Origin of the sequence: Xenorhabdus vietnamensis (assembly GCF_002127535.1) — a bacterium.
GTDB classification, from domain to species: Bacteria; Pseudomonadota; Gammaproteobacteria; order Enterobacterales; family Enterobacteriaceae; genus Xenorhabdus; species Xenorhabdus vietnamensis.
The window spans coordinates 28,933-39,833 of sequence record NZ_MUBJ01000017.1 but is presented as its reverse complement, the minus strand read 5'-3'; the positions used below and the strand labels follow the sequence as shown (position 1 = coordinate 39,833).

The window sequence follows — 10,901 nt, the reverse complement described above, 5'->3', positions numbered from 1 at the left end:
TCAACGCCTCGCCGCATCAAAGAGACTGTGTAACTTTTCTTTCTCTATAAAATTTGCTTTCTCCGCAAAAAGAGGGCCATTTACTTTTTTCTTAGCAACATCCATCGTCTCAACAATATCCAGCGTCTCAACAATCTCCAGCGTCTCAACAATCTCCAGCCATTGCTTTGTAAGCTGATAGAGAGAATCACATTCTTCAACGTTCAGATATGATCCGTTAAACGTTTGTTTGGCTTTTTCTCGAATGCGATGCAATTGCTCCAGTGCTACGGGATCGGTAATATCAGGCAACCGCTGACTGTAGAGGTGAAAACAGCAATATCTGAAAAACTGTTCCAGCCGATTCTCTCTGGTACTCAATGCCTGAGTGGCCGTAAACATTTCACCAGATTCCCACAGGGAACGCATAGGCAATCCGGAGCGCTGGGTGAGGTAACTCAATACGTTTTTCGGTGAAATTTCCAGATAACGGGTAACGCCGTTTTGCGCAACATACTGTAAACCCGGCAACCATTGCACTGGAGAAACGAGGTGTTGCAAAATCGACGATTTCAAGTTCTCCGCCGGTAATTCCGTACCACTGACATTGCAAACCAAACGGGATAACAGAGGGGTTTGCTGGCCTGATCCCGGTAAAAAATCAAGCAGCTTGTCCAGTTTTTCTTTCGCCTCCACCATTAAAGGAGAATGGAAAGGCCCGCCGATTTTCAGCGGATACACTAATCCCCCCAGAGCCTCCATGCGCGGTGCAAAACGCCGGATATCTGCCATCTCACCGGAAATGGTTGCCTGATCAAACGCATCAATCGCGGATACATATATGGCGATGCCGTCATTAATGCGGGCTTTATCGACCTCCTGCACCACGACTTCTGCGGGAAGGTGCAAGACCCAACACATGTCCCCCTGCTGGTAATTAAGTGCGCAGGCTTCCACCACTTCGGAACGAATATTGACCACACGCGTCAATGTTGCTAAATCAAGATAGCCGGCAGAACATAGTGCGGGATACTGCCCCAAGCTGTGCCCCATCATAAATTCAGGCACCAATCCACAATGTAGGCACAATATATTGGCAATGGCAACTGTCGTCGCTGTAAGCGCCAATTGTGCAACACGCACTTGTTTCAAAATGTCGCGGCTCTCACCGTGGATAACATCAAATAAATCGACTTGTGACAGATCGGAGACTTCCTCCAAACATGCCCGATACTCAGGATATGTTTTAAATTCAGCAAACATATCCGGTTGCTGCGCCCCCACTCCGGGAAACAAAAATACGGTCTTGGCTGAATCGATAGCTGTTCTCATTCTGAGGCTCCATGAATAATAAAATCGAGCTCCGATTGTGAGAGCTGACAAAGAGGAAAATCCGCAGGGATCAGTGATCGTTCCTGACTGGCATCGGAACAGGTACGACACCATGCCGATAGCCTGTCATTTAGTTGGGTTAAATAATTCAGGGCATCATCAGCATTGCACCCAGAAATTCCCAATCTCAGTTCGACAAAAATAGAACCCGATTCTCGGCAATCGCGAATGAGTATGTCGAAATCAGCACTACTCTTTTCATCGGGATGACGAAAACCGCCTGAGAGAGATTGAACTAAATTAATGTGCTGCCATGTCTCGTTATTGCCCAAACCTAAACCAATATCATTGATGCAAATCAGAGGCTTTGTACCGGTGCCATCCAGCCCCAGTTGTTTTTTCCAATCTGAGTTATCTTCATGCAGATGTGATTTCAGCGTTTGCAAAAAACTCAATGAATGGCCTGAAGCCACATTAAGCTGCAATAATTGGAACCCCGTAAACCACCCCACGGCTTTTGCCATGGCTGCATTCCAGGCGGCTGGCATTTGGGTTTCAGAAAATAAGCGACCGTGATTCTCAAACAATACACGAGGCTGTGGTAACAGAGATAACAAGCCGCTATCCTGTATCACCTCCAGTAATGCAGCTGCAATTAACTGTGTTCGACCGGTTTTTTTGTATCGTTCCATCAAATTGAAATCACTACCGGAAACTGACAATGCTAATGTGGCAGAAACCGTAGCTGGTTGATCATTGGTATTGTCATCAAGTGAAGGCTCTATATAAGTCAGGTTTTTCTGTGCTGTTTCGATCTGTGACAGTTTGTCCGCAAGCCATTTCCCCCATAGGAACACGCCCTGTTCTGCATCCCCACCGGTAACGGTATTCATTTGAATGGCAGATTTACCCAGTGCCTGATCCAATTCATCCAATAAGAAAATCCATGAATGGACATCGCAAATCAGGTGGTGGCAAACCCAAATCAAGTAGTGTTTATCTGCAACCGGATCGAATATCACCTCATGCACACTAGGCCGTTCCGCCAAACAGACTTCGCCTTGCAAGCGTTCCAGCCTGTTTTCAAGATGTTCGCCTGATGCCAAGATTTTTTTGCTGCTTTGTAGCTCCCATTCGATATCTTTCAATGCCTGTGCGGAAGAGGAAGACAAGAAATAAAACTCGCTCAGGTCGTGGCTGGCTCTCAGGGAAAAGATTTTATGTTTGGTTTTGACTGCAACGACTGCTGCATTAATCTGATCGGCAGATAAGGAAGCGTTTAACTCAAGTACTACTCCTTGCTGTAACCGATCACCATGCTTAAAGCGATGATGCTGAAACCAGCGAACACTGGGTAAATATTGCAGCCAATCTGCGGTTAACTCTTTTAATTCCCCTTCTAATGTCAAGGGATCCGTTGCGGTACTTGCTGATTGTTCCACACAGAATTTTTCCAATACTGCGCCCAACGCGGTCGGAGCCAACAGTGCATTGACTCCGACTCTCACGCCTTTTTTTGCTAACAATGCAACAAGGCGAATGGCTTTGATTGAGTCTCCCCCTTGTTCAAGAAATGAGGCGGCCAGATCCACCGATTGAGGCCAAATCGGCCTGAGGAATTCCTCATTCAACCAGTCAGGGAGTAAGTAATTCTCTGGTTCTTCCTGTGCTTTTTTATCCGTTAAACAGCACTGTGCAGCATCAATCAATGCCCTTCGGTGTGCTTCAACAGCGACAATAAGTGGTGCTATATCCACCTTACCGTTGGCATTCATCGGCCAGGGCTGCACAGTGCAATACAAATTCGGTAACCAAGATTCAGCAATTTTTTCTTTTAATCTGTTTTGAAATTCATGGCTTTCATGGGGAACAGGCTGATTGCTGCACAAGGTAATGATTTCATGGTCTGCCGTACCATCAATTTCATCGATGACCAGTTTCAATGCTTTCAACTGCCAACCGTGTTCATTCGATTGCCCAAGCTGCAACAGTACATCTTCCACAGCTTTTTCAATTTCCACCGGATGAATCCGATGACCACGCACCTTAAATTCATCGTCAATGCGTCCAAGGCAATGAAATATGCCCTGTGCATCCTGCATTCCCAAATCGCCCGTGCGATACCAACGATGTTGACCATTCGCACTGTGCACAAAGTTTGCTTCTGTCTGGGCACTGTTATTCAGATACCCATCCGCCAAGATAGGACCGCTGATCCAGATCTCCCCATTGAACCCGCGGGGCATGATTTGCCCCCAGCTATCTCTGATCGATATTTCCGCTTTACCCAGCGCTGTGCCAATAGGCGTGATGGATACAACAGATGCCCCTGCCTTTTCTCTTTCCTCAAATGTACCCGCATCATTGCTTATTGAGTAAATACAGCATCCGACCGTTGCCTCTGTTGGCCCATATTCATTGATGATCCTGCTACCCAACGGCAAGAAATCGAGTGCCTTGTTCACCAATGAAGCAGGCAAGTTTTCTCCACCCACAATAAAAGTCAGTGGATGCTGTCTATTGGCGTTAAGGCCATGTTCTAGCAATAAGGAAAGATGGGATGGCGTACATTTAATGCCTGTCAGAGACTCATCAGCGAGAAGACTTCGCAATAATTCAGGATTATCACGAATATCCTGTTCATGAGTTTGGATAAATCCTCCAGACAAAACCGGTACTAAAATAGCAGTCTGTGTCAGGTCAAACCCAAAGGAAGTAAACAGAGGTGTGCTAAATGGCGTTTTATCAGCATAAGCTGCTTTCGCTGCCAGCGCGTAATTTGCTAATGCAAAGGGGGAAATGGCAACACCTTTCGGTTCTCCGGTCGAGCCGGAGGTATACAGAATATAAGCCGGATTACAGGAGATTGGCTGTAACGGAATCTCAGGATACGAGGCAATTGCTATGTTTTTATGATCAATGTTTTTACGATCAATGTTCTTATGATCAATGTTCTTACGATCAATGCTTATATGAACAATGTCTTCTTGCTGCAAAGAAACTCGTAATAGGGGTAAATTTAGCGCTTCTGCTAAATCTTGGTCAATCTCGGTGTAAATACATAGGGAAACACCTGAATTACGGATAATGGTTAATAACCTCTCCGTCGGTGTTGTCGTGGGGCAAACAGGAACAACAGTCACATTTTCAATAAGGCAAGCCAGATAAGCCAGCAGCGTTTCAGGGGAGCGCCTGCCTAAAATCAACACGGGTTTATGCTCCATGTGAAATCCGTCCATGTCACGCATGTCACGTAATTGTCCACTGAACTGGTGAATCCACTGTAATCCTTGGTGGTAAGTCAAATCACAGTTTTCCACATTTGACTTAAGTTCCGACTTAAATTCTGACTTAAATAATGTCCTGTCAGCATGGCATTCAAACGCCTCAAGCAAGTGAATGCCTATTGGTGCGGTTTGTTCGATATTTTCTATTTGTTCTTCTTCTATCTGTTCCGCTTCACCTTGTTCTGTATTTACGGTTTCCTGCTCCATGACCTCGACAGCGGCATCTATTGCATAATCAAGTACGGACTGCAAAAAGGCGTGACATTGTTCAGGCGGCCATATTTTGCGGAAATCCGCTTCAAGTACGAAGCAGCCATTTTCAAAACGGTCATGAATGTGGATGGTGGCAAACAGAGATTCGACAGCCTGAATGTGATCAATGGTTATCTCTGCACCCACAGCGGTTTTCTGGAATTCACCAGTCTGATAGGAAACACCGAAAGCCGGAATGATCCGTTGCCAGTCTGATGATGCTAATTCTCCCCAACGGGTAGCAGGGGCATAACGTGAATGCACGATAGCTTTTTGCAACTGTTTTTTCAGAATTCGGTAACAATCCGCTACCGTCTGGCCTGCCTGCCGAAATACAGGCATCAAAATAGGTGCCACACCCATTGAAACAGAACGTTTCTCTGTCTTGCCCCAACGGTTTACAATAGGTGCCTGCAATAACGCGCAGTTGCCGTCCTCAATCACCATTTGCGCATAGGCAACCGCAGTAAAAAATAATCTGAAAATGGAACCGCCACTGTTTTTAAATCGGCACAATATCTCATTTTGCGATTCAGTCACTGTTGCTTTTATACGCAGGGATCGCGGTTCCAATCCACGGTAATCACCTATCGGATAACGGCTGGATATGCTCCGGGCATTTACCGATGCCGTATCACCAAAAAGTGTCTGCCAGTACGCAGCATCTCTTTCGAAACGCCGCGAACATTCATAATTTTGTTCTTCCCCAGAACCGGAAGAGAAGAAAAAGGATTCGGTCTGTTCTGTACCTGAAGCTGAATCTGCACCTTCTTGCTCCAATTCCTTGATTAAATAGTCCTGCAATATCGCTAAACCCATTCCATCCATCGCGGCATGATGAGCTTTCAAAAACCACCCTGATTGATCCTGCTGAAAACGCACCGCAAAAATTCGTAGTGGTGTGAGTGATAGATCTTCGTCCGCCAGTAGCTGACGTTCAGCCCAATGCTCAAACGCGGCACTGGGATCGGCATATCTGCTGAAATCAACTTTTTCTACGGCTACCTGAGGGTTATCGTGTCGAATACCGAACCATTTTATTTCCACTGATTCGGTTTCCAATAATGCCTCTTCCGCCAGCTCCCAGTGCGGTTCGTTATTAATAAAAGCGTTATTAATAAAACCTATGCGAAAAACATCTTGCGTATTGAGGATCTGCTCAGCAACACGAACAAGCCGCTCCAGAGAAATCATCCCTTTCAGGCGCGCTACGCCCCCTAAATAGAACTGATGACCAGACAGATTGAACAAACCCATTTTGAAAACGGCCTGTTGTGACCGGGTTAATCCAAAAATTGATTTATTATTCATGGTGTGAGCCATCATTTTGATTGAAGAACAGATCTCGCATATGTTGGGCGATCGCTTTCCGATCTAGTTTCCCTGAACTGGCTCTCGGCAAAGATTGAGCCTGCCAGTAGCGTGCAGGTAACATATAAGCCGGTACCTGTGCTGAAAGAAATTGCCTGATATCTTGCGGATTCAGTTCTTCCTGCCCCGCTACGATAGCTGTGACCAACCATTGTTCTTGCTCATCATCTTCGACGACACAGGCAACAGCTTCAGTAATGGCGGGGTAGTTAAGTAAATGATGCTCTATCTCCCCCAACTCGATCCGCAATCCACGGAGCTTGACTTGGTTATCCTTTCTGCCCTGACAGAAAAAGCCTGTTTCTTTTTCATGCCAACCAAGATCACCCGTCAGATAGATTCGCTCCTGAAGTTCTGGATGGAAAATAAACACTTTATCGGTCAAGTCCTGTCGGTTGTAGTAACCTTCTGCCAGACATATCCCACCGATGGCGATTTCGCCTTTTTCCGAGTCCGCTTTTAACGCCAAATTGTCCGGATCGACTATGTATAATTTGCATCCGGTAAGAGCCTTGCCGATGGGAACGAGGTTTGACGGCGTTTCTATGCGATCATCTTTCAGGCAATCATAAAAACTGACATCGATAGCGGCTTCAGTCGGACCGTATAAATTGGTCAACAAGCAATGAGTTAACAGACCACGAGCATTGAACATGTTATTAAATTGAACGACCAGACTGGCAAGCAGTGATTCCCCGCTCACATATACCCTGCGTAAAGAGGGTAATGGTGGAGCCAGATCTACATGATTCTCTTGAAGTTCTTGCAGTACTGGCTTTAACAAACTGGGGACAAAGTGAACAATTGTGATTTTTTCGCTTGCCAATGCCGCCACAATAGCTCTGGGGAAGGATTCCAGTCCGGGTTGCAGCAGATAGTTGCTTGCACCATTCAAGGCTGGCAAAAAAAGCTCCCATAAAGATACGTCAAAAGTCAACGCGGTTCTCTGTAGGATAATGTCTGAATCCATCATCTCACTGTGTAGCTGATGCCATTCCAGCCGATTGATGAATGCACCATGATTGACCAATACCCCTTTGGGTGTCCCCGTAGTACCGGAAGTGAAGATTAAATATGCCGGATCAGCCGCCTGCAATTGAGGTACTTTTATCTGAGCTATGTTGTGACACGCATGTTCTGAGCATGACAACATGGTTATCTCTTCTAATTGCTCACAGCTGATCAACTTCAATTCAGCATTTGCCTCAGTAAATAAATTTTTTTGATTTGTATTGCAGAAGGCGATACGACATTGAGCCGTTGTAAACATGGATGCCAGACGGACAACAGGGGTTTTTGGATCTACTGGAAAATAAACACCACCGGCCAGCAGAACCGCATATGCTGCCACCAAAAACTCCGGGCTGCGTTCAAGTCCAATGGCAACACATTCTCCCTTACTCAGACTCCTCTCATTGAGCAGATAATGAGTCAATCGTTGTACTCTTACGTATAATTCTTCCCAGGATAAAGTGTTTCCGTTGCCCCAGCGTATCGCCGTGCTCTGGTTATTTCTCGCCGTGCTTTCGAAATAGTCAGTAATAAATCGACCTGTTTTCATGACGCCGAAGTCCTCTGATTGCTGGCTTTATTAATCCCAAATGATGATTCCCAAACTTTTGTTCCTGAACTTCATGGCAAACCAGCGTTATGGTTTAATGTCGGGCAATAGAAATCCGTCAGCCAGACAAAATGTCTTGCTTTTCAGGTAATAAATATTGGGAATTAGTTTATGGATGAGTCAGTGCAGCGTCGTAGCTATACCGAGTACAGACTTGTTTGCCAATCAGCATTTTTTGCAGTTCATTGCTTCCTTCAACAACTTGCAAAATCTTTGCATCCCGATAAAGCCGGCTGATGCCGTTTATCTCATCACAACCGTGACCACCATGGATTTGAACCGCCTTTGCCGCACTCGCACCCGCTTCCTGTGATGCGAAAAGTTTGGCCTGAAGAATTTGCTCAAGAGCATCTTCATCCTTGGCTTCTTTGGCTTTTGTTGCTGACAGGCAAATAAGTTGAGAGGCAAGCAGGCTACTGGACATTTCCGCCAAATAGCCACGAATAATGCCTTGATCTGCAAGCAATGTGCCGAAGGTAGCACGAGAATTAGCCCTGCGTGCTGACGCCGACAATGCCGCCTGCTGTATTCCTACCGCAGCCCAGGCCACACTGATGCGTCCATAGTCCAATGCGCTGTTAGATATGAGGTTTTGTCCAAAACCAGGCTTCCCGACAATATTCGTCTTGGGGATCCGGCAATCGTTGAAATCCAATATTGCCAGATAGGCACTCTTGAATCCCAGCATATTTTTCTTGGCTGTTATTTTTAATCCGGGCGTGTTTTTAGGAACCAATACAGCGGTATCCAAGCCCTGATATTTACCAAATACCAAAAATAGATCTGCAATCTGAGCGAAAGTAATCCAGCTCTTTTGCCCATGAATACTTAGTTCATCCCCATGATCTTCAAACTGGGTCGATAGATTTTTAGAGTCACCACCTGCGGAAACTTCCGTTTGGGCAAAAGCACCAATAATTTCACCCTTTACCAAAGGTGCCAAAAAGCGTTGCTTTTGATCTTGGGAACCCCAATCCTCAATGGTTTTTAACATCATTGAGTGTACATTCAGCAGGCCAGTGAGCGATCCGCTTCCAGCTCCGATGGCCATATTCAGCAATCCGAATGTAGTGACATCAAACCCCAGCCCGCCATGTTCCGTTTTTGCCAATCCCCCTAACCAACCATTGCTGGCTAGTTGCTGTACTACATTGGCAGGTATTGCTTCAGACAAATCCCATTCATCAGCACAAGGGGCAACTTCCGTGGCTGAAAACCGCTCAAATGCCTGTAACCATTCTTGCTGCACAGGTGATAAAAAGCGATTAAACATTTGCCACCACCTTTTTGTCTAAAAAATTGCAGACAGCTTGAATACTAGAAAAATTGGCATTGTCGAGATCATCAATTTCGACCTTAATTTTGAAATTTTTTTCCAGAAAAGAAATGAGTTGGATAGCAGCCAGAGAGTTAACCAAGCCAGTTTCGAAAATATTAACGGTATCACCTAAACTCTGCTTACCAGAAAGTTTACAGAGATATTCAGATACTAATTTTTTACGCTCAGATACATTCATCACGACTTCCCTTTTCATGCTTAATTTCATTGGTTTTTTTGTTTGCAACATTTACCTGGACAATTAATACAATAGCTACCGCATGGGAGTGTTATCGCCCTAAAATAATAAAAATTCAGGATATATATCTAATAAAACAAATAACTCAATGGAGATTAATAATAATCCATTTATTTTTCCATAATATAAAATATTACTTAAATCATTATTAATAAGAAGATGGTTATTGAAATTCAGAAAAACGTTTCGCAGAATAATATGCTACTCATTAATTTTTTCATTTTTTAACGGAAATTATAAATAAAACTCATCTAATATATGGAATAGATTTTTAATCTATAGACAAAATTAGAAACAATATTAAAAATCACTCTATTAGATAGCTCATCAATCAACAAATACAATTAATGTGATACTTCCATTAAATCGATTAAAACTTAAAAAAACCCTCATTAATTTATAATAAAACCGTTAATAAAATAATATACCGGAAGCATCAGTTCATTAAGTGATCTTTTAAAAACATTTGTGACTGATAGATTTTTAATCGGCTTCAAGCCATAGTACAACCAACAAAACTACAGCTTGAAATATAAGAGGGGAGATAAAAGATGAAAGGATTGCTAACTAAATACCCCGGTAGATAAGTACCTGTCACCCCGATCACAAATAATCGCTACAATGACTGAGCCAGGGTTTTCGGCCGCAATGCGTAATGCACCGGAAATTGCTCCACCCGAACTGACGCCACAGAAAATGCCTTCCTTCCGCGCCAATAAACGCATTGTCGTTTCTGCTTCTGTCTGGGTGATGTCCAGAATCTGATCCACCAGCTCTTTCTGATAAATACCGGGCATATAGGCCGGAGACCAGCGACGAATACCGGGAATATGACTATTTTCCGCAGGTTGCAATCCCGTGATTTTTACTTGATCTGATTGGGATTTCAGATAACGGCTCACACCCGTAATTGTGCCAGTGGTTCCCATGCTGGAAACAAAATGCGTAACCCGCCCTTGTGTTTGCTGCCAGATTTCTGGGCCAGTGGTATTGAAGTGTGCCAGTGAGTTATCTGTATTATTAAATTGATCCAGAACTTTTCCTTCTCCATTTTTCTCCATTTCTTGCGCCATATCCCGCGCACCTTCCATTCCCAATTCTTTACTGACCAAAATCAAATCAGCGCCGTAAGCCCGCATTGATGCCTGCCTCTCAAGACTCATATTTTCAGGCATCAATAATTTCAGACGATATCCTTTTACCGCTGCAATCATCGCCAGAGCAATGCCGGTATTGCCACTCGTTGCTTCGATCAGAACGTCACCCGGAGTAATTTCTCCGCGCAGTTCCGCTTGCTGGATCATAGAAAGCGCTGCTCTGTCTTTCACAGAACCCGCAGGATTATTGCCTTCCAGCTTCACCCAGATTTCCGCATCAACACTTTCTGTAATTCGTTGCAATTTTACCAGCGGTGTATTACCTATAAATTTTTCCAAGCTTGCCACAGCATTACCTAGTTTATATGAGAATGGATAACCAAAT

Annotated in this window: 6 protein-coding genes; all 6 read right to left on the bottom strand. The window is 44.5% G+C overall.

Annotated elements, in window-relative coordinates; all coding sequences use genetic code 11:
- The 6 genes from Xvie_RS14455 to cysM all read right to left on the bottom strand — a co-directional run bounded on the left by Xvie_RS14455 (position 1) and on the right by cysM (position 10,864).
- Positions 1-1,311 carry an ACP S-malonyltransferase gene (locus Xvie_RS14455; RefSeq protein ID WP_086110005.1) on the bottom strand — a complete coding sequence of 437 codons (1,311 nt, stop codon included), beginning with the start codon at positions 1,309-1,311 and terminating at the stop codon, positions 1-3.
- Positions 1,308-6,161, bottom strand: a complete 4,854-nt coding sequence (locus tag Xvie_RS14450) for an AMP-binding protein (RefSeq protein ID WP_086110004.1) — start codon at positions 6,159-6,161, stop codon at positions 1,308-1,310. The genes Xvie_RS14455 and Xvie_RS14450 overlap by 4 nt, the downstream gene beginning before the upstream one ends.
- Positions 6,154-7,782, bottom strand: a complete 1,629-nt coding sequence (locus tag Xvie_RS14445; RefSeq protein WP_086110003.1) for an amino acid adenylation domain-containing protein — start codon at positions 7,780-7,782, stop codon at positions 6,154-6,156. The genes Xvie_RS14450 and Xvie_RS14445 overlap by 8 nt, the downstream gene beginning before the upstream one ends.
- Positions 7,783-7,951: 169 nt before the next feature.
- Positions 7,952-9,115, bottom strand: coding sequence for an acyl-CoA dehydrogenase family protein (locus tag Xvie_RS14440; protein ID WP_086110002.1), 1,164 nt, complete (start codon positions 9,113-9,115; stop codon positions 7,952-7,954).
- Complete coding sequence (locus Xvie_RS14435) at positions 9,108-9,359, bottom strand: acyl carrier protein (protein WP_086110001.1); 252 nt, start codon at positions 9,357-9,359, stop codon at positions 9,108-9,110. Before Xvie_RS14435 ends, Xvie_RS14440 begins: the two co-directional genes overlap by 8 nt.
- Positions 9,360-9,982: 623 nt before the next feature.
- A complete protein-coding gene (gene cysM / locus Xvie_RS14430; protein WP_086110000.1) occupies positions 9,983-10,864 on the bottom strand; it encodes a cysteine synthase CysM in 882 nt (293 codons plus the stop codon).
- Positions 10,865-10,901 lie beyond the last annotated feature (37 nt).